This window comes from Fibrobacter sp. UWH9 (assembly GCF_900129715.1).
In the GTDB taxonomy this organism is placed as follows: domain Bacteria; phylum Fibrobacterota; class Fibrobacteria; order Fibrobacterales; family Fibrobacteraceae; genus Fibrobacter.
In genome coordinates this window covers 127,707-153,054 of record NZ_FQWP01000006.1, presented here as the reverse complement: position 1 = coordinate 153,054, position 25,348 = coordinate 127,707, and the positions used below count along the sequence as shown (strand labels likewise).

Sequence of the window (25,348 nt, the reverse complement as noted above, 5' to 3'; positions counted from 1 at the left end):
AAGGGTATTTAAAGACCGCAGTTTATTGCTGCGGCCTTTTTTTATTTATTTTTCTTTTTGTAAAAGAAGAGGTTTTTTTGAGCCAGATTAAATTGAATGGAAAGTCGGAGACGCTTTGCATCTTCGGTAATCCTATTGGACATAGCAAATCGCCCCTGATGCACAATGCGCTTTTCGAAGCCCTGGGCATCAATGCGGCCTACGTGCCGTTCTCTCCGGAGCCCCAGAACCTGGCTGATGCCATTAAGGGTTTCAGGGCACTAAAGATCCGCGGCGCCAACGTCACCATTCCTTACAAGACTCCTGTCATGGAACTTGTAGACGAACTTTCTGACATATCAAGATTTACCTGTAGCGTAAATACGCTTTACTGGAAAAATGGAATTGTCGGCGGCACCCTCTGTGGCACCACAACAGATCCCTACGGCTGCATCCGCAACCTGGAAGAATTCGGCGTGAACGTCAGCGGCAAGAAAGTCGCCTTGTTGGGTAACGGTGGAGCCGCCAAGGCCATCGCCTACACATTGGTAGAAAAAAAATGCGAATTGACCATCGTATGCCGTACCGCAGAAAAGGGACAGGCCCTGGCCAACATGCTGAACATGGCCTTTAACGATTCCGCTCCGCAGGTCATGATGGTCACCTTCGATGACTTCGCCGCCATTACCGACTCCATCGACATTATCATCAATGCAACTTCCGTGGGTATGACACCCAATGTAGACGATTCGCCCCTTCCCAGGGAGGAACTGAGACCCCATCAGGCCGTTTGCGACATCGTTTACACGCCCCTTTGCACCAAGCTTTTGCAGCTGGCCGATGAAGTGGGATGCAAGGTCGTTACCGGCGAAGGCATGCTGGTACACCAGGGAATCGAAAGCTTCCGCAAGTGGTTCCCTAAAGAAACTGAAAACAAGACTAACGACGAACTAGCCGCAATCATGCGCAAAGGAATGCAGGGTTAATTATGGGTAAGCATATTTTCTTTACGGGTTTTATGGCTAGCGGCAAGTCCCGCACCGGTCGCGCTCTGGCAGAACGACTGAACCGCCCCTATGTGGACACCGACGCCATCATCGTCGAACGTGCCGGCAAGACTATTAGCGAAATTTTCGAACAGGACGGCGAAGCCAAGTTCCGCGAAATGGAACGTGATGTTGTAGCAGAATTCGCCTCCAAGACGGAGCCCCACGTTATTTCTCTAGGTGGTGGTGCCCTGACCCAGGATGCCAACTTGAAGGTGATCCGCGAAAACGGTACCATCATCCGTCTGTGGGCTAAGCCCGAGGTTCTCTCGGAACGTATCGGTCGCAAGAACACCCGCCCCCTGCTGGCTAACCTGAGCGATGAAGAACGCCTGGCCAAGATCAAGCAGATGCTGAAGGATCGCGAGCCCAACTACGCCCATGCAGACTTTAGCGTAGAAAGTTCCAACGACTTTACCGAAGACCACGTTATCGAACGCATTCTTCACATCCTGAAGTTCTGGGAAAGCCACGCCCTGGACGTACGCCCCAGCAGCGGCGGACGCTACCCCATCTTCATCGGCAAGAACATTATTTCTGACGTTGGCGTCCTGTTGGAAAGTCTTAAGCTCTCACCCACCCACGACTTTTTGGTCTGCACCGACACCAACATCGCCAAGGCCCAGAGCAACACCCTGGGCGAATTGCGCTGCCAGGCCGGACGCTGCCCGGTATTCAAATTCCAGGCCGGCGAAAAGAACAAGACTTTGCACAACCTGAACCAGTTGTACAGTTTTATGCTGCACCGCGGTTACACCCGCAAGAGCTGCCTGCTGCAGTTTAGCGGTGGCGTCGTAGGCGACATGGCCGGTTTCGGCGCAGCCACCTACCAGCGCGGCATTCCCTTTATCCAGTTCCCCACCACCCTGCTCTCCATGGTAGACAGTTCCGTAGGCGGTAAGGTGGCCGTGAACCACCCCGAAGGCAAGAACATGATTGGTGCCTTCTACCAGCCCCACGCCGTGGTGGTAGACCTGGCCGTACTCAGCACCCTTCCCGAAAACGAATACCTGGCAGGCCTTGCCGAAATCGTGAAGTATGGTGTTATCTATGACGAGGAATTCTTCCGCTATATGGAAGAGAACGTAGATAAGATCAAGGCCCATGACCTGGATGTGCTGAAGCACCTGATCTACCGCAGCTGCGCCATCAAGGCTGAAGTGGTGGGCATCGACGAAAAGGAAGCCGGTCTCCGCGCCATCTTGAACTACGGTCACACCTTTGGCCACGCCATCGAGAACCTGACCCACTACGAACTGTACACCCACGGTATCGCCGTGTCCCTGGGCATGCGAGTGGCAGCCCGCGCCGCTGTTCTCCTGAACAAGATGTCTGCCGCCGACGAAGCCCGTCAGAACAAGTTGCTGGACGATCTCGGATTCCCCAAGACTTACGACATCGACGTAGCCAAGGCCTGGGACGCCATGGCTGTTGACAAGAAGGCCGAAAAGGGGACCCGCGTATACATCTTGCCCACCAAGATTGGCGAGGTGAAGAAGGTGACCAACATCGACCAGAATGTGGTGGCAGAAGCCTGGAAAGCTATCAAGTTGTAATAAAAATTTGAGTAATAATTGAGTAATACGAATCAACTTTCTTGTATTTTTATTTATAGTTTGTAGATTGGTTTTACGAGGTTATATGAGCATTCTAGTTACAGGCGGTACAGGAGCATTAGGTTTTCACATTCTTTCCAGCTTGGCTGGAACAACCCATGACCTTTACAGTTTTAGTGACGAACAGCCTCAGCCGTGGCAAAAGGCCGACGGAGTTACTTACCTGAACGGCGACCTTCTGAATTTCAAGGATGTACTTGAAATGTTGCAGAAGGTTTCCCCCACCCACATTTACCATCTGGCCAGTCAGTCTTCCGTTGGCATCAGCTACATGAAGCCCAACGAAACCCTGAACATCAACTTGATGGGAACCCAGAACCTTCTGGAAGCGGTGCGTCAGGTCTGCCCCAAGGCTAAGGTAATGCTCCTAAGTTCCAGCGAAATTTATGGCCGTACCGAAAAAAACTTGACGTACCTCCATAAGGAAACCGACCTACCTAATCCCCTTACTCCTTATGCCACTTCCAAGGCCTGCATGGAACTTCTGGGAAACCAGTTCCGCAACGCCAACGGGCTCCATGTGGTATTCGTGCGCCCCTTCTACTTTACGGGTCCTCACCACAGCCGCCGTTTCGTGATCCCATCCATCGCCTATCAGCTGGTAAAGATCAAGTACTATGGCGCAGAACCCACCATCTATTCCGGAAGCCTTGACGTAAGCCGAGACATTGTGGACGTACGTGACGTGGCCCGCGGCATGATCCAGATCCTGAACCAGGCCGAATCCGGTGACATCTACAACATCTGCTGCGGAAAGTCCTACACCATCCGCGAAGTAGTGGAGATGATGGTGGATATTGCAGACGTAAGTGTCGATTTCCGCTTCGACCCCGGTTACGAACGACGTAACGAAATACCTCTACTCATCGGTGACCCCACCAAGATTATGGATATCGGCTGGAAACCCATGATCTGCATGGAAGACAGTTTGACCGACCTGTTCAACGAAATGGTTCAGCGCCGTCGAATCGAACTGAAGATGGGCATGGGCAAAGACCTGCGACTCTAAAAAATTTCTAAATTAGGACCTATGGTTAGGTCCTCTTTTTATACGCTCCTGATTTTATCGATTGGCGTTTTTGCCGCCGATGTTTCAGCCCCCAAGGGTAACGTCCGTAACGTTACCGTCAACGACTTTATGCCCCACCAGGCAACCACCAAGGAATTCAACGAAACCTGGAGCTACCAGTTTGTCTTCGACAACGGCACCCGAGCCTTCGTGAACTTTGGTCTGATGCACATCCCCGGCACCGGCCGCAAGAACACCACCGAAATGTCCTTCTGGAATTTCAAGGGAAAGTCCTACACTATCGGCCGCCAGTACCCCCCGGAACGACTCCAGCCCATAAAAGAAAAAAACACCATCAACATCAAGAACGAATACCTGATGGAAAACAAGCCGGGCAAGGGACACCGTGTACTGTTCACTGCCGACAAGAACGGCAAGTGGTTCCTGGACCTGACATTTGAATCCGCGGAACAGGGCAAAGTCTTGGGCGACGGTGTCTGGAAAGTGGGTAACGAAAAATTCGGACAATACATCCACATTCCCTATGGCCGCGTATCCGGCCGCATCGGCTATAACGAAGACACCCTGACGGTGAAGGGCTATGCCTACATGGATCAGACCTGGCAAACGGTTCAGGCCACGGACCTGGCCATCCGTTCCGTCAACTTCAGTACCAACAGCCGCAGCCCCCTTTATGCCGGCCGCATTTCCATGACCAAGGACGGAAAGCTACTGGGCTACGCCATTTACAATGGTGCCGAGGGAACGAAGGTTGTCACCCCCAAGGAAGTGAAGGAAGGCGATGCCGCCTATAACGGGAAGGACTTCCCGAAGGGTTCGTTAAACTTTTTATGGAACGAAGAGAACGTTCCCCAATTGCAGTTTAATGCCGCCAAGCCTTTCCAGAAGGCTAGTATCCTGGACAAGGTGGACGGCTGGTTCGCCAAGAAGGCTTTCAAGATTGCCGCAGGCGGCGAGGTGTTCTTCTACCGCGGACGTAGCGACTTGAACAGCGGTAAAAAACTGGATTGGTGTATTACAGGAGCCAAGGACTAACCTGGCAAAGATGTTATGACAAAATTTCGCCCTTGTATAGACCTGCACGACGGCAAGGTCAAGCAGATTGTAGGAAGTTCCCTAAATGATTCGGGAGCGGGCCTCAAGACCAACTTTGAAACGGACCGTTCTTCTGCCTGGTTCGCCGAACTTTACAAGAAAGACGGCATCAAGGGTGGACATGTCATTATGCTGGGCAAGGGAAACGTTGAAGCCGCAAAGGCTGCCCTGGCCGCTTACCCCGGCGGACTGCAAGTAGGTGGAGGCATCTCTGCCGATAACGCCAAGGAATATCTGGATGCAGGTGCAAGTCATGTCATCGTCACCAGTTGGATATTCCCCGAAGGCAAACTGGACCGCGAACGCCTGGAAGCATTGGTCGCTGTAACCGGCAAGGAACATCTGGTTCTAGACTTGAGCTGCAAGCGCACCAACGAACCCGGCTCCGAACCCCAATGGAGCATTGCCACAAACCGCTGGCAAACCCTTATCGATATTCAAATTACGCCAGAAAACCTGCAGGACCTGGCCCGCTATTGCAATGAATTCCTGGTTCATGCCGCAGACGTCGAAGGCAAGCAGCAGGGCATGGACGACGACCTGATCCGGTTCCTGTCTAAGCATAGCCCCATCAAGGTCACCTACGCAGGTGGCGCCAAGTGCCTCGCCGACCTGGAACATTGCAAAGAAATTTCTGACGGAAAAATTGACCTCACCATCGGAAGCGCCCTGGACCTTTTCGGTGGCAAAGGAGTAAAGTATGACGAATGCGTCAAATTCAACCAAGCTCAAGGCTAACGAAAAGTTGGACAGCCGCCCGAATATTTTCGGACGCACCGTCACCAGTACTTTCCGCAAGGAATACGGCATCAAGCACAAGCCCCCTGGCAACATTCGCACTTGCTGGATTCCGCCCATCGTTTTCGGTTCCGCCCTGCTGAACCTGCCCAAGCTTCTGAAGCTTCGCTTTCACCTGAAGAAGGAACGCAAGGAACGTCTAAGCAAGAATCCAGACGACGTTAGCGTGCTGTACTACTCCGACAACCTGGATGAGACTAACGGCATCGCCAACAACCTGCGCAACGTGATTCCCTATATGCGTGCTCACGGTCTGAAAGCCTTCCTGGCAGGCAGCGCCTTTAATACCCGCCCCTGCGGCGTGGTCGAAAACAGCTACTGCATGTTGCTGCCCCGCATGTTCAGCATGGAACAGCTGGGATACGCCAACAGCGAACTGGCTATCCCCCGCGTAGGTCCGGTACTCCGCTTGATGAAGCGCTACCCTGTAGACATTATCGAGCTGGAAACTCCCAGCCCTGGAGCCTGGCTGATTGCCATTTGCGGTATCATTGCCGGCGTGAAGGTCATGAGCCATTACCGCACCGACGTTCCCCAGTACACCCGCACCTTGGTGAAGGCCAAGTGGATGCACGCCTACGTGCTCTGGCTGATGCAGGTATTCTACTGGATGGCCCGCCCCGTCATTAGCCCCTGCGACGACTATTCCGATGCCCTGGTAAATGAGCTGAAGGTTCCCCGCGACCAGGTGAAGCTGATGCCCCGCGGACTCCCCCTGGAACGATTCCAACCCGATATGCGCGGCAAGGGAACCTGGGAAAAGTTCGGCAGCACTCGCGAACAGCGTAAGGTTCGTTTCGCCTTTATCGGTCGAATCTCCAAGGAAAAGAATCTGGAATTCCTGAATAACGTGTGGAAGAAATTCGCTGCCCGCCACGACGACGTGGAACTGATGTACGTTGGCTACGGCTGGTATCTGGAAGAAATCAAGAAGTACTTTGAAGGGGACAAGTCTGTCAGCTTTGCAGGCGAGCAGGGTGGCGAAACCTTGTCAGGCCTGTATGCCGACGCTGACTTCTTCCTGTTCCCCAGTACCACGGACACCTTCGGAAATGTGGTGGTAGAAGCCATGTCTACGGGAACTCCGGCTGTGGTCAGCAACTATGGCGGCCCCCGCAATATCGTAGACAACGAAAAGTACGGCTGGATTCTCCCCATCGAAGAAGACAAGTGGCTTGACGCTCTCGAAAACTGCCGCACCCTGAAACTGGAACGCGAATCCGGCTACGAACAGATGCGCAAGGATTGCCATGAACGCAGCAAGCGTTACACCCTGGAAAATTCCAGCAAGTCCCAGTTCGAATTCTTCCGTCAGGTGGCAAAGAAGCACTACAAGCTGTAAGGTTCGAGGCACGAGGCCCCGGGTTTCAGGTACGAGGTATGAGGGCGGAGCCTGCGGCTCCTTTGAGCTAGATAATCGCGCCGAAGGCGCCTAATCTTAACTCACCGCTCAAAACTCATTGCTTACGACTCTTCACGGTTCACTCTTTATGTTTTCTCGCGAATTAAAGAGACTGCGCGATTGGTTCATCAAGAATGCGGCGGAACTTCCGTGGCGTCCTTCCGATGTTTGCGATTTCCGTGATCCCTATGCCGTGTGGATTAGCGAGACCATGTTGCAGCAGACCCAGGTGTCTACAGTAAAGGATTACTTCACGCGATGGATGAAGAGATTCCCGAATGTGAAGACATTGGCCGCCGCCGAGGAAGAGGAAGTCTTTAAGTACTGGCAGGGACTCGGGTATTACAGCAGAGCCCGCAACATCCTGAAGACCGCAAGAATCGTAACCGAAAATTGCGCTGGAGTCATGCCCGCCACCCGCAAGGAACTGGAAGCATTACCAGGTATCGGCGCCTACACGGCAGGAGCAATTCTAAGCCTCGCCTACCACAAACCTGAAGCCATCCTGGATGGAAATCTGGTCCGCGTATTTTCGCGTCTATACCTGCTGGATTTTCTGCCGACGGATTCCCGCGACAGTAACGAAACTTACTGGAACTACGCCCGCGAAGTATCGGACCACCCCAAGGGATTTCTGCATAACGAAGCCCTGATGGAACTGGGCCGCACCACATGCAAGGTAAAATCCCCCGAATGTGAAAACTGCCCTCTACGCAGCGAATGCAAGGCCCACGCCGAAGGCCTCACACCATCATTTCCGCCATCCAAGAAGCACTTGCAAAAAGATTGGCACGGAACAGTCCTCGTAATCGAAAGCGCTGACAATAAGATTCTAACAGTTCACGGCGGGCAGAAATTCTTTAACAATCAGTTTGCGCTCCCCCACTACGAATCCCCGAGAAATGCGACGGTGGGTGTCCCTGCGGAAATGGCCTGCTATGGCATTACGGAATCTGCGGAACTTGTAGAGGATTGCGGTTCCTTTAAGCATAGCATTACCGTACATAAGATGGACTGCCAAGTCCTTTATATAAAGTTAGCGGGACCATCCTGCGAACCCCATATAAAAAACAAAATGGAAATCCGCTGGATTGAAAAAGCCAGCGCCACAGAGGCACTGGCCAATAGTTTCAGCCTTAAGGCATTGAAGCTGGCTAAGGTTATTCCCTAGAAAGTTTTCTTTGCGGAACAGATAAAGCGTAAGGAGTTGTTGCTTGCGTTGGGAGCTTCCATGGTTTCGCTAGCCAAGACGTGCATCAAGGTTCCCGTCAGGTAAATCCCCTGCTTGGGGAACTGCTGTTCGAAAGAGGCATCCCAATACCAGTCGCCCTTGACCTCCAGAGGATTGGCGAAGCGGAGGTTCCACTGGGCATCGCTGCGATAATGGATAGAATGGCTAACCTTGAAGGACTTTCGGATAAACCAGTCGGCGGCAAAGCCAACATAGTATTCAGCAGGGCTCACTTCGGCTTCGCCAAGGTCACCATCGATGCGTTCAAATCCGGCTGAAGCCTTGAAGTTGAAAATCTTTTCGTACCACATGCCAAGCCAGAGTTCTGCAGTGACACCCTTCAGCCAGGAGTTGATTCGACCTACATCGCCATAGCGGACTTTGAATTTATTGTCCTCGGCGTAACGTTCGACTTCAAAGGTTTCGGCACCGTATTCGGTCCACACACTGGCACGGCCACCTACAGCTACATTGCCCATGGTATCGACAAAGGCCATGTAAGCCTGCAGCAAATTCATCTGTCCATCTGCGGTCAGGTTGATTTCTTCCTTGCCGTAGATTTCCTTGGTATCGGCCAGAGGATTCAGGCGGGTGGCAGAAATATTCTTTACGCCAACCAGCGAACCCATATCCTTGGGCGTGGGAGCGTTAAACTGGATACTATCCTGCACCATCCAGTCACGTTCATTTATACCGAACATCACATCGGCAGTCAAACGTTTAACAGGTTGAATGCGCAGTTCCATGAAGGGCCAGAAAACTCGATCCTCTTCCAGTTCCGTGTATACGGCTCCAGAATCGTCAACGGCACGGAAGGCCAAGCCAGCAGAAATCTGGAACACTCCATCCTTGCAAGCCTTTCCGCATCGGTAATAAACGGATCCGTTCAGTTCCTTGCGGGTGCCGCGTTCCTCTTCCAGTTTGTTCTGATATTCAGCATCTTCGTATGCCACGGTGAGGCTAAGATTCATCACATCGACACGGCCTTCTACGCGGGGTTTGTTATGAACCGGAAGCCAGCGGGAAGTTTCAGAGAAAATCCAGTAGTATTCCTCACCAGCCAAAACGGAAGCGTCGATCAAGGAGTTGGCGTAACCGAGACCACCGTAGGCAGAACTGAAGAGAGGCCAGTTTTCACCAAAATGAGAATAACTATCATCCACCATTTTTCTTCGAGAAGGCATATACTTCTGAGAAAAATGGTCATCCTGGAAAAGTCGTGCCGTAGCCCAGAAGCCGTGGAAACTGGGAGTCCTGAAACCACCTTCCAGAATAGGAGTGTAGTTCGTGGGGCGATCCTTTTCTGAGGTAATGAAATCCTGATAGAGCATATCGCCCAGCTCGTTTCCCGTCTTCATCCAGATAGAGGGAGCCATGGGAGTCCAGGACATAATTCCTGTCATGCGATTGAAAAGCAGACGGTCGCGCAGCTTGGCAGGGCTCCACAATTCACTTTCGGAATGCATGCCGCCAGCGCCCAGGATTCGATCATAGATAAAAGTGGGGCCACCAATAAGGAACGTTCCGTCAGCGCGGAGTTCTGCTTCCATGCCTTCCATTTCTGCGGGGATAATGGAGGGAACCGTTTCAGTAGCAAAGGCAGCGACACTGGTCAGGAGAAAAGCTTTCAAAAGGTGTTTCATTACCAGAGACTCCTTTCAACATAAATACCGACAGTCAGAACGTCAGATCGACGAGGCAAGGTCCAAATTTCTTCGTAGATAACATTCAAACCGACATTGAACTTTTGGTATTTCCACAGCGGAACACTAAAGCGTCCGTACCAGCCGAATTCGGTTTCGTTATCCCCCAGGGTGCCACCCGGTTTTCTGTAAAGTTCATCCTTGTCCACACCATCATCCAGGTCAGCGCGAACCCAATTGCAGGCGAAACCCGCTCCCAGGACAATGGGGCGAATCTTGGACCACTTCCAATCCAAGCCCAGGCGACCTGTAAACTGATGAGCACCATCAAAGGAGATGTCATCGGGGCGAGGCTTGAAATAGGAATAGTTAAACATGACGATACCGTCTACGTTATCCCAGTAGGTATAGCGGAAACTGATTCCTGCATAATAGGTATTCTGTACAGCATCGGCCAAGGAACCCCAAGGGTAAACTTCACCACCTTCAATAGCCAGGTAGGCCTTGGAGAAAGCTACGTCTGTGGGGTTCTGAACCAAGTCTGCTGGGGTCTGGGACAAAGCCATAGACACCGCAAGAGCCAACAACAAGAAGATCTTTTTCATAAAACCTCGTTAGGTCTACGGGTTCTTTACAAGAGCCTGGGCAAAGAAACCGTCAAAGCGGGAATCCTTATTGGCAGGAAGCACAGGGTCTCCAACCTTCACAAATTCAGGATGAGCCTTCACGAAGCGATTCACCACCTGGGTGGTTTCCAGCGGATCGGGGCTACAGGTGGCGTACACCAGGCGACCGCCAACAGCAAGGCGGGTGGCAGCAGCTTCAAGAATGCTGTACTGCAGTTCAGCCAATTCCTTAAAGGATTGAGGGCTCAAACGGTATACCACTTCGGGGCGGCGGGCAAGAACGCCCATGTTGCTGCAGGGAACATCCAAAAGAATTCGATCATAGGCAGAAGCCAATCGGGTGGAACCGCCAATATTCTTTGTAGCCTCAGCAGACTTCAGAGAAAGAACATCGATGCAGGATGTCTTAATGTTGGCAAGGCCCAGACGCTTTGCCAAATCCTGCATTTTCGCCATACGGTTTTCAGAAACATCGCTGGCGAGAATATCCAGACTGGGGTCCATTTCGGCCATGAGGGCGGACTTGCCACCGGGGGCGGCACAGGCATCCCAGACTTTTAAACCCGACTTAAGATCCAGCAGTTTAACCACTTCGTATGCGGAAGGATTCTGCAGACTGAATTCACCCTTGACGAAAGAGTCCGATTCCAGAACCGCTTTCAGCTTCGCATTTTCGGGAACCTCGATAAAACGGTCATACAGGATAGAGGCGTTCTCGAAGCCAAGCTTCTGAGCCAACTTGGGAGCGTTAGTCTTCTGCAGGTTTACGCGAAGCCATTCTGCAGGGCGGGCCAAAGTAGTGCGGGCAATTTCTTCGGCGCGGTCGCCACCGTAAATATCAAACCAGCGACGTACCAACCATTCAGGCACAGAGTTTTCGATGGAAACCTTACGGACTCGCTGAGTAGGCAGTTCCGGCAAGCCGTTGCGACGGGCTCCGCGAAGAACTCCGTTTACAAGGCTGGCGGTTCCATCCCCAAGGCCAACAGCTTTTGCAAGGTCAGCACTTGTGGCAATGGCGGCGTAATCAGGGACGTTCATGTACAACATCTGCACAAGGCCCATTGCGATAATGGTACCCGCTTCTTCAGAAGGCATGCGCTTGGTCAAATGCTTGATGACGTACAGCAAGTACAAATACCTGCGGCACACGCCCAAGGCAAGTTCCATGGCAAAAGGAGAAAGTCCACCTTCCTTGATGAAAGCACCATCCCTCTGCCACTGCAAAAGAACGCGGTAGGCGTCCTTACGTTCCTTCAGGGGATCCACATATTTCTGGCCTTGTACCGCGTCCATCTTAGCCTCTAGCAAAAGGAAAGTCCATCATGATTCTGGATGCCACGCATAAAGTCAGCCACCGGCATAGGCTTCTTGCCTTCTGCCTGAATTTCAATCACTTCCAGAAGACCTTCACCGGTACCTACATAGAAACGCTTGTCCTTGAAGGCCACTGCGCCCGGAGTCAGGCTGGGGCCGTTTTCCGGAGTGTCGGTGACGCGGAGGTAAACCATGCGGCCACCCAGCTTGCCGTATCCACCGGGCCACGGATTGAAAGCGCGAATGCGGTTGTGAATGACGCGAGCCGGCAGGTTGAAGTCAATGAGACCTTCTTCCTTCTTCAGCTTGGGAGCGCCAGAAGCCAGAGCGTGATCCTGGGTCAAATCCTTTTCGGTACCGGTAATGAGCTGGTTGATGGCATCGTCCAGAGCTTCGCAACCGGGAGCCACCATCTTTTCCAGCAAGGAGGCGGTAGTGTCCTGATGGTCGATAATGATTTCGCGCTGGGCAAGAATAGGACCGTGGTCCATCTTTTCATCCAGACGGAAAACGGTAACGCCAGTTGCAGGCAGGCCGTCGGCAATGGCGCGCTGTACAGGAGCGGCTCCACGATACTTAGGCAACATGCTGCCGTGAACGTTTACGGCGCCAAACTTGGCAACACCAAGAATGTTCTTGGGCAGGATGGAATAAGCCACCACCACAAAAAGATCTGCACCAAAGGCGCGGAGTTCTTCTTCAAATTCCGGAGCCTTCAAGTCCACAGGCTGCAAAACCGGCAGGCCATATTCCAGAGCCAGGCTCTTCACAGGCGGAGGAGTCAGCACGCGGCCACGACCAGCGGGGCGATCCGGCTGAGTTACAACACCAACTACATCAGCGAAGTCACTTTCTTTCAAGTGCTTCAAGAAACAAGCCGCAAATTCCGGCGTACCCATAAATACAATTTTCATAACATGTAATGTAGTAAACAGTGATTAGTGGTTAGTGGTCAGTTATTTAAATATTCCCGCAAAACACTGTTTACTAACCACTGTCTACTAACCACTTTCCCATTTTCCTATATTTGGCATCGCTATGAGAATACCTCTTCAAATTGCCGTAATTTTCGCCATTTGCCTAGTAGGCGAATTTCTGAACCGAGTGGTTGGCATCCCTATCCCGGGCAACATTCTCGGCATGGTTCTGCTCCTTATATTACTTTGTACTAAAATTCTTAAACCGGAGCAGATTTCCGGCGTTTCCAGTTTCTTCTTGAACCATCTGGCACTTTTCTTCTTGCCGCCAAGCATCGCCATTATGACCGTTGGCGACGACATTCTTAGCCAGTGGCCCACCCTACTCCTTCTTTGCATTGTGCTGACGCTCATCAGCTTGGCAGCCACCGGCCTTACCACGCAGTTTCTCATTGGCCGTCAAGAAAAGCGCCTGAACATCGAACAACTTGAAGATGAAGAGATGAAGCAAGCCACCAGGGGGAAGAAATGAACACCATCATAAACTCGCCCCTGTTCGGAATTTTCTTGACCTTGGCCGCCTTCGAAGTGGGCGTGGCTCTGAACAAGAAATTCAAGTACTCCATCTTGAACCCGCTGCTCATCGGCCTCATTCTCATTGTGGGATTCCTGATGATTACGGGAATCAGCTACGACAGCTACAAGGTAGGCGGCGACTACATTTCCATGATGCTTGGCCCCGCTACTGTGGTTTTGGCCGTTCCCTTGTACAGGCAGCTGGGCAACCTCAAAAAGCACTGGCTCCCGATTTTGGCAGGCATCGCCGTCGGTAGCCTCACCTCCATTTGTTGTGTGGTGGCAGCCTCTAAGTTGGTTGGCCTCAGCGAAACCTTGATGCTTTCCTTGGTGCCCAAATCCATTACCATCCCCATGGGTTCCGTGGTTTCCGCACAGATCGGCGGCATTCCCAGCATTACCATTATTTCCATCGTGATTACGGGAATTACCGGCGCCGTTACCGCCTCTGTGGTTTGCAAGTTCTTCCACATTAAGCACAAGGTGGCCCAAGGTATCGCCATCGGTACAGCAAGCCACGCCCTAGGCACCACCCGCGCCATGGAAATCGGCGAAACCCAAGGCGCCATGAGCTCCCTGGCCATCGGCATCGCCGGCATCTTTACCGCCGTTGTCGCTCCGTTGCTGTTGAAGTTAATCGGGTAACCGCCCGTTGATCAAATTATTCGCCCGTATAATTCTGACTTTCTCGGCAGGCTTTTTCCGCCTGTTCAATGGAATATTTCGTATAAGTCTCGCGAGGGGGCCAAAGGCTATCACTCATTTTTTCCATAGCGTAGGCCTTAGGCACATTTGAAATATCCGCATTGCAGAAACTAAAATGACGCGATTTTTTCTTCTGAAAATCATTTATTCCCAAACCGATGCAATATCCATCCAAAACCATTACCGTAGTCCATTCACTTTCATAGGTCATCATGGATTTTCTTAACTCAAATGCTATGGAAGATTTTTCCTTATCCAACAAAGTCCAGGGAGTAGCAACATTCTCTAGAGGTTCCGTATATTTCGCAATAAAATCCTTGTTGTCTAGAACATAGGGACATAAATCATACTTGACTCGATAGTAGACAGAATCTCCTTTCCCTCTAATTTGCAATTTTGAAACATCATAGTCGGATCCACGGAAAAGTCCTATTTCAAAATCATAACCTTCCGATTTTTCCATTTCTTCCTTTGAAAGATTATTCTCCGTATATTGTCCAAACGGGTTCGCAATCAACGACCCACAAAACATCACGACCAACACAAAAGAAATAACGTATGATATGGGGAAAACAAGCCAATGGAATTTTTTCTTCCGTTTAAACACTCGGCCAAATGCACTTGTTGCCAAAAAGATCGGTACTATGGCGGCAAAGCAAACTATAGGCGTCACGGCCAGCCACAAGATTTCATAATTGAAAATATGAGCTTTAAAGATTGCCAGAACAACAATCCCCAAAATAAGTGCCATCAGCACGGACCAAAGAACAGCACCTAATTTCTTAAAGCGGGTCTGGGAATTAATAAAAGAAAATAGGAATCCCAGCCATAGCGGAATGCATAAGACCAAAGCTATTAATAAATATAAGGATACTTGTATAGCATCCGAAAGAAAACTCAAAAAACAGTTCAACATACAAACTTACTTTCCCACGAGAATTTCGGAAATCACACTTTCGCCATCCGGCAAATTGCAGAGTTTCTTCAGGTCATCTTCATAGAAGAAATGTTGATCGCGTACAGTCTTGTTCAACACTCGTCCAGACAGGCTCAACGACTGCAGAATGTATCCTGCATTCATGTTCAAATAGCGATAGGCACGTTCACCCAGCAAGTTGCAGGCTTCCTTCAGGTCGGCAGTAAGCACCACGGCAAAGGCCGCATTTTCAACCTCTTCGGGAACAACATGACACTTGACGAATTTCTTTGCCGCCACCACTCCGCCCTGCATGTAAATAGACTTGCGTACAGGCACATAGCGGTACACGCCGGGGAACACGAACATCACGTCAAAAACCACAATCCAGATTTTTAACAGGCCTGCGCCAAACAAGTTGATTTTGCCCTGTTCCAGCCAGCGCAACATACTGGAAAATTCATCCAGGTCAAAGGAAGTTCGCTTAAAGGGAATTCGCCTCTGCGGAACCTTCCCAAGATCATTCACCACTTGACCATAAAGTTTGCTGTCATATCTTGCAGGAGTCAAGGGAAACTCATCCCCAGGCAGGGCTTGCGTAGCAAGGCGACGCACACGGATGCACTTGCTCAAATCTTCAATGCACTCTCCACGATTCTGGCGCATAAATCGGGACGGGTAACGGCTAGAGGCACTTACACAACCCGCATCAAAACTGGCACCAGGCTCCGCCGCCATCAACAAGGGATCCGCCTCGCTGCGATTGGAGTATGCCGACTCCCCAACACCATCGTCAATGGAATCGTAAGCCAGTTCGCTATACTCCGGAAACACCGCAAGGCCCGCCAGAGGCACTTCCGTAGAAGGGAGTTTCAGGGAAACAGCCACCTGGTCATCCACAAAACCGCCCAAGGGGAAAACCTTCGCCCCCTTGGCCTTGGCATGCAGCATCACGCTTCCCACACAGGCACCCACATCTTGCAGAATTCGAGAGTAAGCCCCTTCCTTGAAACGACACACGGATCGTTCCAAAATTCCAGTAAACAGATACAGAATCGGAGTGTCCAGCAAAAAATCCTTATGGGGGAACGCCTCGGCCAGACGTTTCATTTCATCTTTTCCGCCGATTTTTACCAGCTGTCCCGCCACATTGGGAGCACCGCTACGGCCATCAGCATCATAGGCATAAATGCCATCGGGGAAATTGCGCCCCCGAAGCACCACATATACGCCAACTTGTTCCATCCCATCAGACGAAACATAACCGAAAGAGGGAACCTCACCTTCGTGAACATCAATACGATTGCAACCGGAATACCGACGGTCAGAAATCTTCTGACGTTCCCAATGTAACGCTGCAGCACCAGCCGCCTTTTTAGACGTCTTCTGTATGGACTGGTGATAATACTCTGTGTAAAACATTGGGAAACATAAAACAATATAAAAACATTAACTACAGTTTTGATTCTTTATTCTTTTTAAAAGGGCAAAAAAGCCCCCTCCAATTATATTTTTACATCGGAAATACAATGTCTAATTTCATCAAAAACTCTTTACGAGGATAAAATGAATCTTAAGCTGAAATCTCTGGCAACACTCTCTGCAGCAGCCACCTTCGCCCTCATGGCAACTGCTTGCGGTGACAGTTCTTCTTCCGGTGCCAATTCCGACGATCCTGCAGTTCTCCCTGCAGACACCACTAGCGGAACCGGCAACACCACGCCTGTAGACACTTTGCCGGCAGGGGAAACCCCCGTTGACACTACGACTGTTCCTGTTGTTCCGGGCGACACCACCGTCGTTCCCTCAGACACCACTGAAGAGTTCGTGTTGACCATTCCTGAAGAAGCCACCGAGATTACTCCGGCCATCAACATCCCCGCAGAAACCGGCATCGGCCTCCTGGTGGATGACTTCGAAGACGGTGACGGCGTGGCCCTGATTAACGAAGCAGGCTGGTACACCTATAGCGACAAGGACAACAAGGGCAATTCCACCATCCTTACCCCGGTAGACGATAACGGCTACCCCAAGGCACGTCGTTCCGACAACGGCACTGATTACGCCTTTGCAGTCTACTATAACCTGGACAAGGGTGGTTACGAATATGATCCGTATGTAGGCTGGGGCGTCTATATCGCCAGCGACGACATGGATTTTACCAAATACGGCGGAGTTACCTACTGGTTCAAGGGTGACGCTCATGAAATCCATGTAGAAATCTCTGACGTTGAAGACTACGACGTACATCTTGCAACTGTCAAGGCATCCCGTGTGTGGAAGAAGGTGGAAGTCCGCTTCAAGGACCTGACTCAGGGTGGCTGGGGCGAAAAGGTTGAATTCAACGCAGCCCATATCGAAAAGATCAGCTTCCAGGCCAAGGGTAAGGCAAGAATGGACTCCGTTCTTATCGACAACCTGTACCTGCAGGACACCAGCGAAGTGGCTAAGGACGTGGCCGACATGACCATCAAGGATCCTGAATTCCCGGAAAACGTCATTGGCGACATCACCATCAGCAACCCGCTGCAGGCAAAGGCAATGCAGTTGCTGGACAAGGGCATCAACATTACCAACTGGCTCGAAGATGCAAATTACACCTTCAATGGCAAGTTCAAGTTTGACGAAAGCGACATCAAGCTGATGGCCGAAAATGGAATCAAGGCTCTGCGCCTCCCCATTGACCTGGATGCTTACGCCACCAACCGCGACGACGTCGTTGCCGGTAAGGCCGCCGCTCTGGAATTTGACGACAAGAACCTCTTCGCCGTTCTGGATTCCTTCGCCACCTGGACTGAAAAGGCAGGCATGTCCTTCGTTATCGACTACCATGAATACGACAACGGCTACAACAAGGAAACCGCAGCCGATCCCCAGTACGTAACCATGATGGCAAACGTCTGGAAGCATGTGGCCCAGCACTATGCAAGCAACAGCCGCGAAAGCATCTTCTTCGAACTTTTGAACGAACCGGATATGTCCAACGGCGCAGTCACTTCCGCCTCCTGGCGCAAGGCTGCACAGGAAATCATCGACTCCATCCGTACCGTCGACAAGAACCACATGTTGGTCTTCGGCGATGCAGAATGGTACTCCATCAGCAACCTTGCCAAGGGCGAACCGCTGAACGACGACAAGATCATCTACGCCGTTCACACTTACGATCCGTTTGAATTCACCCACCAGGGTGCAAGCTGGAGCGACACCAAGACCATCAAGAACCTGATGTTCCCCTACGACAAGGAAAAGTGGAGCGAATACTCTGCAGACTTCGGCGTAACCAAGTCCACCGTAAGCTATATCAAGTCCAACATCAAGAATTACTACAAGCGCGGCAGCAAGGAATTCATCATGAGCGTTGTCCTCCCCGCCAAGAATTGGGCTGTAAAGAACAACGTTCCGGTGATCATCAACGAATTCGGTGCACTGAATACCGGTGCCGACGCACAGTCCGTGCTGAACTACATGACCGCCCTCCGCGAAATCAGCGAAGAACTTGAAATTCCGCTGCAGCACTGGGGTTACACCGGTCAGTTCGCTCTCTTCGAATCCGCAGCAGGTTCTCAGCAGGGCACCAAGCTGATCGACGGCATGAAGGAAGCCTACTTCGGCAAGTAATTCGATCTAGAAATTCATTCTCCTCCTAAACACGAAAGACCGTCTCTTATGGGACGGTCTTTTGGTATTTACGACCCCTAATTTTTATAGATTTTAGAGGAATAGATAATTTGGATTTTTATTTTGAAAAAGCTGATAAAAAAACGCATACATAAAACGAGACTTGTGAAAAAGCTGGTAGGTTCCGTAGCCCTCTTTTCGGCGACGGTCATGGCCGCAGGTTTTTACGGCAACCAGAGCGATATCAAATGGAAGACTGCAGGAACACAGCACTTCCAATTCCATTATCCCGCAGAATACACCGATCACGCGGCCAAGGCATCGGCTTACGCCGAGGCTGTCTACGACAGCGTCGTCGGTCGTTACCACGACCTGCCCGGCCGCGTCAACGTCACACTGAACAACGCCCTCTACAGTAACGGCAGCGCCATCCCCAGCGAAAACGCACTGAACCTGTGGCTCACCAACTGGGACTTTAAGGTTCGCAGTTCCCATGGCTGGCTCACCGACGTGGTGACCCACGAATTCAGCCACCTGGTCAGTATCGAAAGCGGAAGCAAGTTTAACCCCCACGTATACGGCCTTCAGTTCAGCTACACCGACTATTACAACGAACGCACCACCAGCGATTTCGCCAGCCTGCTGCCCTTCACCCTGCAGCCCCTCTGGCTTGCCGAAGGTACGGCACAATATGAATCCAGCCGCATGGGCTTTGACGGATGGGACACCCACCGTGACATGCTCCTCCGCGTGGCCGCCCTGAACGACAGTCTGCTCAGCCTGGAATACATGCACGACTTTTCGGACAATTCCCTCTTTGCGGAATTGGGCCCCTACACTCAGGGATTCGCCCTGGTCCGCTACATCGACAAGCATTACGGTGAAGACGCAGTCCCAAAAATCTGGGAAAACCTTTCTAAATACCAGCGCATGACCCTGGATGGTGCCATCAGAAACGTTCTTGGCATTAGCGAGCAGGAACTTTACGACGCCTGGAAAAAGGAAATCACAGAAGCTTACACCGCGCAGAAAGACTCCCTGGGAAAACTGGTCGAAGGCACCAAGCTTACCGAAGACGCTTTCTGGAATGACTTTCCCATCGTAGCAGGCAAGCACCTCTACGGCGTTTCCAACTTTGGCGGCGCATGGTTTGATGGCGGCCTGTTCAAGATGCCTCTCGAAGAGGAAAAGGACAGCACCGAAGCAAACAAGGATAGTTCCGCCGTAGATACCGCCAACGTAAAAGTGGAAATTGGAGAAGTGGACATCGAAGGCGCAGACAGCACCATCGACATATCCGATTTCGCAAAGACAGGATTCAAACTGAAAAAGGCATGGCTGGATAAGGGCATCGACGTCTACGAAGATTCCATCCGCGGACCTATGCTAGCCTACGTCACCTACCAGAACCGCGACAAGGATGGCCACGCCCATTTCGACATCGCCGTAGCCGACACCAACAAGAATGAAATCACGGTATCCTACCTGACAGATGCAGTATATCCTGCAATCGATCCTCAAGGTACAACCATCGCTTTTGTCCGTCGCGAACCCTACAGCACACGCTTCGTCCTGAGTAAGGTTTCCTTCCCCAAGGATCTTAAGGATTACGAAACGGAAGAACCAGTAGACTTGTACGTTCCTGATTCCAGCCTCCGGTACTATAACATCTATAGTCCGAAATTCAGCCCCGACGGAAAGAAGATTGCTTTCGGCTTCTTCGATAACGAAACCCGCGGCATCGCCCTGCTGGACTCCGACGGAAAGAACTTCAAGATTATCAGTAACACGAAATTTGACGAACGTGACGTAAACTGGCTGAACAACGAAAAGATTGTCTTCTCCAGCAACAGAAACGGAATCTTCAACCTTATAGAGAAGAACATCAATACCGGCGTAGAGCACGCCCTGACCAACGTAGTTGGTGGCGCATTCACTCCGACCCTGGCAGGGGATACACTGTACTATACCAACTACGACAAGGACGGATTCTCCCTGTATAAGTTGGCCTACAGCATTTTTGTTCCCGCATCTTCAGACACAACAGTTAGCGTTACCCAACGAGATTCCACCATCCAGATTGCAGATACAACCTGGAGCGTCTGCAACGCTGACACAACAAGTGGCGACACCGCCCTCACCGATTCTACCGTCGCAGACTCCGTGGCACCCTGCACACCGCAGCCCTCCATCGCCCTCCGCGACTCCATCATAAAAATCGCAGACACCACCAGAACCATTACCTCCCACGAAGGTTCCAAGGAAATTGTTCTCAAGGGAGCCCCCTTACAGCGCGTGGTCAAGGCAATTGATTTCCAGGAATTGGAATTTGCAGGCATCGAAGAAGACTATAAGCCAATTCCGTCAGTTCCCCTGTTTGTTCCCATGGTAGCCTTCTCGGAAAACGCTCCGGACCTAACAGTCTTTGGAGACGGCCAAGTCAAGGCCAAGGCCGGTCTGGCAGTACTTCTCAATGACCCCCTCAAGAAGAACACCATCCAGATGGGACTCTTGCTGGAAATAGGTTCCGGCTTTGACTACATCAACGGAAGCGGTCTAAACCCCAGGCAAGAAAAGGAATTCTTCATTTCCTGGGAAAACCGCAGCACACCCATTGATTTGAGTCTCGCCTACTCCTACGCCAACTACACCAGCATGGACACCATCCGCTACGAAGATCCTCGAGCCTATGGAGATTCAATCGGCACCACCCATTATGCAGTCCCCATGCAATCCGTTATGGGTGCCGCAGGCTACAGCATTTTCAAGACCATCGACACGTTGCAATTCGCCCTCAGTTACGACTGGGCCAACTTCAACCTTTACGAAGACAACTTTGACTGGACTTACCAAAAGCGCGTTACCGCCTTATTCGCCCTTGGCCTCTATGGCGACCATAGCGAAGGCGGCACCGGAATTGACGGACAAGGCAACGGTCTGTTCCTTTACTATCAGACGTCCAACTCGGATTTGTATCGTCCGGGAACATTCTCCGAAAGCTTTACCGTCGACGCCTCTGGCAAGATTACCCCCAAGTACAGGAACTTCACCCTGAACCAGGTGGGCATCGATCTCTACGGAAGTCTGCAGAGTCCCTGGACAGGAGCCCGCCTTGCAGCAGGCGGAAAAATCAACGGGATCTTCAAATGGCATACCGACACCAAGGAAGACTCCCTGGACACCTACTATTATCTCCCGCTATTCCTGGAAGGTTACCCCTACCTCCGCAGTTCCGAAGACTATACCCTGGCAGGCACCAGAACCGCCATGGCCGAAGTCCACTACCTGTTCCCCATCTACAGCGACTGGCGCAAGTCTGCATGGATCTTCAGCACCCGCGATTTCTACTTCGACTTGTTCGCCCAGATTGGTGCAGCATGGAACGGCAGATGGTTCGATCCTCACAAAATGACCAAGGGCAAATTCTGGGATCGCGACGTAGGCCTGAGTTTCCGCTGGAGCAACAAGCTGTTCTATAGCATTCCCCTGGATATCAGCCTGACATTCGCCCGCGGCCTCAGTCGCATCGGTGAAGACGAAAATCTAGAGGGAGGCCGCAAGCTGAATCCTATCGACTTGCCCATCATTCCCGAATGCATCGCCCCCACCCGAATCAAGTTTGCGGTTGGCATGGGCTTCCTCAACACTTGGCAGTAGCCAATACCCACAATAGCAGAAAGACCTCCGCATCAGCGAAGGTCTTTTTAAATTACTTGTGAATTTGATTGGCCTCGTTAGGCAATAACTGTCCCGGACTTGTCCTTTGGGCATCCTCTCCCTTGAAGTTGGGATTAAAGGCCTTTAACTGAGCCTGTTTCAAATCAGCCTGAACATCCAACAAATGCATTTCCCACAGTCGCATGGCTTCATCCAGTTCCTGGCGGGCATTCAGCATAAATTCTTTCAGCTGATTCAGTTCCAGCATCTTTTCGCGTTTCATCATCCAGAGTTCTTCTTCCTCCGGCATGCGTTCAATATTGAACAGCAAGTTCAGATAGTCTTCTTCAGCCTTTCTATAGGCCTTATACATATCCACGTAAACCAGGTGGCGGTCGTCTACCATCGTCTGCTGAGGCGAGGGATGGCTAGCACAACCAGCCAACAAGGCCGCGACAAAAGCTGCAGGAACCAAGCGACGCATTACTCGTTACCCTCTTCGCCAGGCTTTATGGTATTGAACATACGTTCCACGGTAATATGGCTGGTGAAGGTCACCGTATCGCGAGTTTCCGGATTCACCATGGTATGGGTACCGACCTTGGTTTCATGAGAAAGGCAGGGGATACCGGTCTTGGGGTCAATCATGATTTCGTAGCGGGTCTGGTATTCAGCCTTAAGGCCCTTGTTATACTTCTTGAACTTTTCGTCTACGATCTTGGAATTGACATGCTGTTCCCATATGAAATAGGGGAAGCTTTCCGTTTCCTGCAAGTAAACCACATAATCCAGGCAGCGACGATGGTCGCGATTTTCAAAACCGCGGACAACCACAGAATCAACCTGGATCAAGGCGAAATTCAATCGGCCTTCATCCTTCAGCTTTTGCGTGATGTTTCCCTTGGCAGGAATTTCACCCACCAGCAGGTGATCCATTTCCCAGCGGTGCTTTTCGGCACGGGCCAGGTGAGGCTTAAATTCAGGATTCAGCAACTGTTCGTGCCACAGCTTGGGCATGGGCAGTTTCGTCACAATGCTATCGTAGCCTTCGTTCAGACCGTCAATGCTAACGACCTTGCGATCGATGGCAGCCAAGTCCACAGACTTTGCACGCCAGGCCAGAGCCGTCGGGTAATAGTTCTTCAGGTAGCCACTGGAATTGTCGATGACGTAATCCCTATGGACCTTGGTGGTATCGCCCGATGTTGAATACTGAATTTTCACATTGGTCAAGGTATGAGTACCAACGCGTTCGTCACCCTTTTCATCGAGAGTGGTGATATAGCTTTCGGCAATCATTTCCATTTTAACCGGTTCCGAAAGCGTATAGTTCATGGTCACGGGAAAATCACCGCAAGCCACCAGGGCTGCACTCAAGGCAATGGCGGAACCCGCCAGGATCAAATTACTCTTCTTCATAAAATTAGCGGGTCTTTACAAGTTGAATATCCTTGGTAGCAAGCACTCGGCCATCGGCGCTAAACTCGATCATGACTGAACCGGGTTTGCGATGCTTGCACATTTCGCGGGCCAGCATCATGCCACCATGTCTAGACTTACCCTGCAAGGTATACACACCCATCTTTTCGGTAACCTTTACATCGCGAGACCAGATTTCGGCACCCTTCTGAGCCGTAGAACCTTCGTAAAAGGCAACCTTCAAGTTGGTAAAGTCGAAGTTCTTGCCATACTTGAACTGCACTACCATCTGGTCGGCCAAATCAAATTCACTGGTCGTATCGGCAACAACCATGGAGCCGGCATTCCAGTCACGGCCACAGACAATGGAAGGTTCTTCGGTAGTGCATCCGGCAAAAATTGCAAGAGCGAAAGCCATCATGGCAAGGAACAACTTTTTCATAACACCTCTTTTCTTACTATAGGTAAAGTAGCAAAAATGGAACATCTAATTGTGTAATAAAAATTTTAGCGGGACAGTACAAACATCATTTCCATATGGGGAGTCTGTGGGTAGAAGGCAAAACCTTCCGCCTGCTTCAAGCTGAACCCTGCCACAGCAAACTTGGCATAATCACGGGCTAAGGTGACGGGGTCGCAGGAAACATAAATCAGACGGTTTACGGAACTGGCAATAATGGCCTCCAGCGCCTCCTTGGGAAGTCCTGTTCTAGGAGGGTCCACAATAAGCGTAGCAGGAACATCCACCACATGGTTGGCCAGCCAGTCTTCGGCAGGGGCAGAAACATTTTCGCAGTTGGCGGTACCCGCCAGATTCACCTTGGCATGCTTAAGGCAACCGTCTTCACGTTCCACCGTCGTCACGCGTTTAAACTTGTCCTGCAAAAGGGCGGCAAAGAAGCCTACGCCGCTGAACAGGTCAATCAGCCATTCATCGCTGGATTCTCCGGAGGCGATACCAGCCTCCACAGCCTTACGAACGCTTTCCACCAGTTCCGGCAACAATCCTAAATTACTCTGGAAAAACACCGACGCATCGGACTCGATTTTCTTGCCGCAAATATCCACCACGCTGACCGCATTCTTTTCAAAATCGGACTTGGGCATACCGCGATAGAAATAGCTGACTTCGCCCGCACCGTTATCAAAGATGTTCAGTTCGCGGGCATCGCGGTTAGCGGCACAAAGTTCCCGGCCGGCACCGTTCAGGAATTCATTCAGGGCAGGTGTCAGTACAGGGCACTTCTTGAAAGGCACCACATCGTTGCTTTCCTGACCGCGGAAACCGAAAGCTCCTCTTTCGCCCTTGCCGCGGTCGCCGCAATAAACTACGCGGGCACGATTGCGATATCCCCAAGGTTTACCAAAGTGAATTCTAAAATCGGCAGGCAGTTCCGTATGAGCCAGGCGCTTAAAGTTTTCCCGTTCCACACGTTCCATATATTCAATCTGCCTTGATGCATCCAGGTGCTGCAGGCTACATCCGCCGCACTTACCATAATGGGGGCAAAACGGCTTTACGCGATCTGGAGATTCCTCTATGATTTCGATAGCCTTTCCGCGGGTAAAATCTTTCTTGGAAAAGGTTAGCAGAACCTTGCACAATTCCCCAGGCAGGGCTCCCTGCACAAAGCAAATTCGGCCATCGGGCAAACGGGCCATGCCATCGCCACCCTGAACCATTTTTTCGATCCGCAGTTCATAAAAGCGGGTTTCGCGGGATTCTGTTTTTCTACGGAAATTAGCCATAAATCAAA

Annotated in this window: 21 protein-coding genes; 11 read left to right on the top strand and 10 right to left on the bottom strand. The window is 51.2% G+C overall.

Annotated features, from left to right (window positions below; translation table 11 throughout):
• Nucleotides 1–77: 77 nt before the first annotated feature.
• The 7 genes from aroE (at nucleotide 78) to BUB94_RS07420 (ending at nucleotide 8,137) form a co-directional block, all read left to right on the top strand.
• Nucleotides 78–965 carry a shikimate dehydrogenase gene (gene aroE, locus BUB94_RS07450; RefSeq protein ID WP_249269291.1) on the top strand — a complete coding sequence of 296 codons (888 nt, stop codon included), beginning with the start codon at nucleotides 78–80 and terminating at the stop codon, nucleotides 963–965.
• A 2-nt stretch (nucleotides 966–967) separates the two neighbouring features.
• Complete coding sequence (gene aroB, locus BUB94_RS07445) at nucleotides 968–2,581, top strand: 3-dehydroquinate synthase (protein WP_073235634.1); 1,614 nt, start codon at nucleotides 968–970, stop codon at nucleotides 2,579–2,581.
• Nucleotides 2,582–2,666: 85 nt separating this feature from the next.
• Nucleotides 2,667–3,650, top strand: coding sequence for a GDP-mannose 4,6-dehydratase (locus BUB94_RS07440; protein WP_073157110.1), 984 nt, complete (start codon nucleotides 2,667–2,669; stop codon nucleotides 3,648–3,650).
• Between the two features lie 21 nt (nucleotides 3,651–3,671).
• On the top strand, nucleotides 3,672–4,706 hold the full coding sequence (locus BUB94_RS07435) for a hypothetical protein (RefSeq protein ID WP_073235632.1): 1,035 nt from the start codon (nucleotides 3,672–3,674) through the stop codon (nucleotides 4,704–4,706).
• A 15-nt stretch (nucleotides 4,707–4,721) separates the two neighbouring features.
• The gene (gene hisA / locus BUB94_RS07430) at nucleotides 4,722–5,504 is read left to right on the top strand and encodes a phosphoribosylformimino-5-aminoimidazole carboxamide ribotide isomerase (protein ID WP_073157114.1); all 783 of its coding nucleotides are present in this window, start codon (nucleotides 4,722–4,724) and stop codon (nucleotides 5,502–5,504) included.
• Nucleotides 5,467–6,906, top strand: a complete 1,440-nt coding sequence (locus BUB94_RS07425) for a glycosyltransferase (protein ID WP_073157117.1) — start codon at nucleotides 5,467–5,469, stop codon at nucleotides 6,904–6,906. The genes hisA and BUB94_RS07425 overlap by 38 nt, the downstream gene beginning before the upstream one ends.
• 148 nt (nucleotides 6,907–7,054) lie before the next feature.
• The gene (locus tag BUB94_RS07420; protein WP_073157120.1) at nucleotides 7,055–8,137 is read left to right on the top strand and encodes an A/G-specific adenine glycosylase; all 1,083 of its coding nucleotides are present in this window, start codon (nucleotides 7,055–7,057) and stop codon (nucleotides 8,135–8,137) included.
• Here BUB94_RS07420 and BUB94_RS07415 read toward each other — a convergent pair.
• The 4 genes from BUB94_RS07415 to fmt are packed head-to-tail and all read right to left on the bottom strand — an operon-like array spanning nucleotide 8,134 to nucleotide 12,697.
• The gene (locus tag BUB94_RS07415) at nucleotides 8,134–9,840 is read right to left on the bottom strand and encodes a hypothetical protein (protein ID WP_073235629.1); all 1,707 of its coding nucleotides are present in this window, start codon (nucleotides 9,838–9,840) and stop codon (nucleotides 8,134–8,136) included. The two genes, BUB94_RS07420 and BUB94_RS07415, sit on opposite strands and share 4 nt — an antisense overlap.
• Nucleotides 9,840–10,445 carry a hypothetical protein gene (locus BUB94_RS07410; RefSeq protein ID WP_073235626.1) on the bottom strand — a complete coding sequence of 202 codons (606 nt, stop codon included), beginning with the start codon at nucleotides 10,443–10,445 and terminating at the stop codon, nucleotides 9,840–9,842. Before BUB94_RS07410 ends, BUB94_RS07415 begins: the two co-directional genes overlap by 1 nt.
• A gap of 15 nt (nucleotides 10,446–10,460) precedes the next feature.
• Complete coding sequence (locus tag BUB94_RS07405) at nucleotides 10,461–11,762, bottom strand: transcription antitermination factor NusB (RefSeq protein ID WP_073235624.1); 1,302 nt, start codon at nucleotides 11,760–11,762, stop codon at nucleotides 10,461–10,463.
• Nucleotides 11,763–11,770: 8 nt separating this feature from the next.
• Nucleotides 11,771–12,697, bottom strand: coding sequence for a methionyl-tRNA formyltransferase (fmt, locus tag BUB94_RS07400; protein WP_073235621.1), 927 nt, complete (start codon nucleotides 12,695–12,697; stop codon nucleotides 11,771–11,773).
• A gap of 124 nt (nucleotides 12,698–12,821) precedes the next feature.
• Between fmt and BUB94_RS07395 the strand changes: the two genes are divergently transcribed.
• Both BUB94_RS07395 and BUB94_RS07390 read left to right on the top strand, forming a co-directional pair.
• A complete protein-coding gene (locus BUB94_RS07395; RefSeq protein WP_073235618.1) occupies nucleotides 12,822–13,232 on the top strand; it encodes a CidA/LrgA family protein in 411 nt (136 codons plus the stop codon).
• Complete coding sequence (locus BUB94_RS07390; RefSeq protein ID WP_073235615.1) at nucleotides 13,229–13,921, top strand: LrgB family protein; 693 nt, start codon at nucleotides 13,229–13,231, stop codon at nucleotides 13,919–13,921. Before BUB94_RS07395 ends, BUB94_RS07390 begins: the two co-directional genes overlap by 4 nt.
• 16 nt (nucleotides 13,922–13,937) lie before the next feature.
• Here BUB94_RS07390 and BUB94_RS07385 read toward each other — a convergent pair whose 3' ends face one another.
• Together BUB94_RS07385 and BUB94_RS07380 are read right to left on the bottom strand one after the other, a co-directional pair.
• The gene (locus BUB94_RS07385; protein WP_073235612.1) at nucleotides 13,938–14,897 is read right to left on the bottom strand and encodes a hypothetical protein; all 960 of its coding nucleotides are present in this window, start codon (nucleotides 14,895–14,897) and stop codon (nucleotides 13,938–13,940) included.
• A 6-nt stretch (nucleotides 14,898–14,903) separates the two neighbouring features.
• Nucleotides 14,904–16,319, bottom strand: a complete 1,416-nt coding sequence (locus BUB94_RS07380; protein WP_073235609.1) for a nitroreductase family protein — start codon at nucleotides 16,317–16,319, stop codon at nucleotides 14,904–14,906.
• Nucleotides 16,320–16,463: 144 nt separating this feature from the next.
• Here BUB94_RS07380 and BUB94_RS07375 point away from each other — a divergent pair, with 144 nt between their 5' ends.
• Together BUB94_RS07375 and BUB94_RS07370 are read left to right on the top strand one after the other, a co-directional pair.
• Nucleotides 16,464–18,515 (top strand): cellulase family glycosylhydrolase, encoded by a 2,052-nt coding sequence (locus tag BUB94_RS07375; protein ID WP_073235606.1) that lies wholly within the window; start codon nucleotides 16,464–16,466, stop codon nucleotides 18,513–18,515.
• A 165-nt stretch (nucleotides 18,516–18,680) separates the two neighbouring features.
• Entirely contained in the window at nucleotides 18,681–22,172 is a 3,492-nt protein-coding gene (locus BUB94_RS07370) for a PD40 domain-containing protein (RefSeq protein WP_073235603.1), read from the top strand.
• Between the two features lie 52 nt (nucleotides 22,173–22,224).
• Here BUB94_RS07370 and BUB94_RS07365 read toward each other — a convergent pair whose 3' ends face one another.
• From BUB94_RS07365 to BUB94_RS07350, 4 genes are all read right to left on the bottom strand, one after another.
• A complete protein-coding gene (locus BUB94_RS07365) occupies nucleotides 22,225–22,656 on the bottom strand; it encodes a hypothetical protein (protein ID WP_073157146.1) in 432 nt (143 codons plus the stop codon).
• On the bottom strand, nucleotides 22,656–23,591 hold the full coding sequence (locus BUB94_RS07360) for a GIY-YIG nuclease family protein (protein WP_073157149.1): 936 nt from the start codon (nucleotides 23,589–23,591) through the stop codon (nucleotides 22,656–22,658). The genes BUB94_RS07365 and BUB94_RS07360 overlap by 1 nt, the downstream gene beginning before the upstream one ends.
• A gap of 4 nt (nucleotides 23,592–23,595) precedes the next feature.
• A complete protein-coding gene (locus BUB94_RS07355; RefSeq protein ID WP_083539634.1) occupies nucleotides 23,596–24,033 on the bottom strand; it encodes a hypothetical protein in 438 nt (145 codons plus the stop codon).
• 65 nt (nucleotides 24,034–24,098) lie between these two features.
• Nucleotides 24,099–25,340: a class I SAM-dependent RNA methyltransferase gene (locus BUB94_RS07350; protein WP_073235600.1), complete on the bottom strand. Its 1,242-nt coding sequence runs from the start codon at nucleotides 25,338–25,340 to the stop codon at nucleotides 24,099–24,101.
• Nucleotides 25,341–25,348 lie beyond the last annotated feature (8 nt).

Coding starts and splice junctions, on each gene's coding strand:
- aroB (WP_073235634.1), top strand. CDS start 968: ATGGGTAAGCATATTTTCTTTACGGGTTTTATGGCTAGCGGCAAGTCC.
- BUB94_RS07440 (WP_073157110.1), top strand. CDS start 2,667: ATGAGCATTCTAGTTACAGGCGGTACAGGAGCATTAGGTTTTCACATT.
- BUB94_RS07435 (WP_073235632.1), top strand. CDS start 3,672: ATGGTTAGGTCCTCTTTTTATACGCTCCTGATTTTATCGATTGGCGTT.
- hisA (WP_073157114.1), top strand. CDS start 4,722: ATGACAAAATTTCGCCCTTGTATAGACCTGCACGACGGCAAGGTCAAG.
- BUB94_RS07425 (WP_073157117.1), top strand. CDS start 5,467: ATGACGAATGCGTCAAATTCAACCAAGCTCAAGGCTAACGAAAAGTTG.
- BUB94_RS07420 (WP_073157120.1), top strand. CDS start 7,055: ATGTTTTCTCGCGAATTAAAGAGACTGCGCGATTGGTTCATCAAGAAT.
- BUB94_RS07415 (WP_073235629.1), bottom strand. CDS start 9,840: ATGAAACACCTTTTGAAAGCTTTTCTCCTGACCAGTGTCGCTGCCTTT.
- BUB94_RS07410 (WP_073235626.1), bottom strand. CDS start 10,445: ATGAAAAAGATCTTCTTGTTGTTGGCTCTTGCGGTGTCTATGGCTTTG.
- BUB94_RS07405 (WP_073235624.1), bottom strand. CDS start 11,762: ATGGACGCGGTACAAGGCCAGAAATATGTGGATCCCCTGAAGGAACGT.
- fmt (WP_073235621.1), bottom strand. CDS start 12,697: ATGAAAATTGTATTTATGGGTACGCCGGAATTTGCGGCTTGTTTCTTG.
- BUB94_RS07395 (WP_073235618.1), top strand. CDS start 12,822: ATGAGAATACCTCTTCAAATTGCCGTAATTTTCGCCATTTGCCTAGTA.
- BUB94_RS07390 (WP_073235615.1), top strand. CDS start 13,229: ATGAACACCATCATAAACTCGCCCCTGTTCGGAATTTTCTTGACCTTG.
- BUB94_RS07385 (WP_073235612.1), bottom strand. CDS start 14,897: ATGTTGAACTGTTTTTTGAGTTTTCTTTCGGATGCTATACAAGTATCC.
- BUB94_RS07380 (WP_073235609.1), bottom strand. CDS start 16,319: ATGTTTTACACAGAGTATTATCACCAGTCCATACAGAAGACGTCTAAA.
- BUB94_RS07375 (WP_073235606.1), top strand. CDS start 16,464: ATGAATCTTAAGCTGAAATCTCTGGCAACACTCTCTGCAGCAGCCACC.
- BUB94_RS07365 (WP_073157146.1), bottom strand. CDS start 22,656: ATGCGTCGCTTGGTTCCTGCAGCTTTTGTCGCGGCCTTGTTGGCTGGT.
- BUB94_RS07360 (WP_073157149.1), bottom strand. CDS start 23,591: ATGAAGAAGAGTAATTTGATCCTGGCGGGTTCCGCCATTGCCTTGAGT.
- BUB94_RS07355 (WP_083539634.1), bottom strand. CDS start 24,033: ATGAAAAAGTTGTTCCTTGCCATGATGGCTTTCGCTCTTGCAATTTTT.
- BUB94_RS07350 (WP_073235600.1), bottom strand. CDS start 25,340: ATGGCTAATTTCCGTAGAAAAACAGAATCCCGCGAAACCCGCTTTTAT.